Below are 323 nucleotides of genomic sequence, written 5' to 3' on the forward strand. Positions count from 1 at the left end.
ATAATTGAGTTTTTTCCATTTAGTGATGAAGGCCTTAACTATGTTTAGCTTGTAGTTTCTCGCTGAACCTAAATAAACATTCAATTGATATATGGCTTTGCCATCAATAGTATCGATAGTCATCGCACCAAACCACTTATAAAATAGATTGTTAATACTTTGAATATAAAAAGAACTATATTCAGACGCATAGTAAGCCAATGTTTTTAAGTAGCTAAGTTTCATTTTTGTAGGCATTCTATCTACAACTTTATGAGGGTATACGCAGTTTTATTTATCAAGTTGCCATTTCTAATCTGACAGTTTGAAAATATACCTGTTCA

1 pseudogene is annotated in these 323 nt (G+C 30.7%); it reads right to left on the minus strand.

Annotated features, from left to right (window positions below):
- A pseudogene (locus INF61_RS22740) lies at positions 1 to 323 on the minus strand (site-specific integrase); the annotation flags it as partial.

The sequence above is a fragment of the Enterobacter cloacae complex sp. P18RS genome (assembly GCF_014982105.1).
In the GTDB taxonomy this organism is placed as follows: Bacteria; Pseudomonadota; Gammaproteobacteria; order Enterobacterales; family Enterobacteriaceae; genus Enterobacter; species Enterobacter hormaechei_C.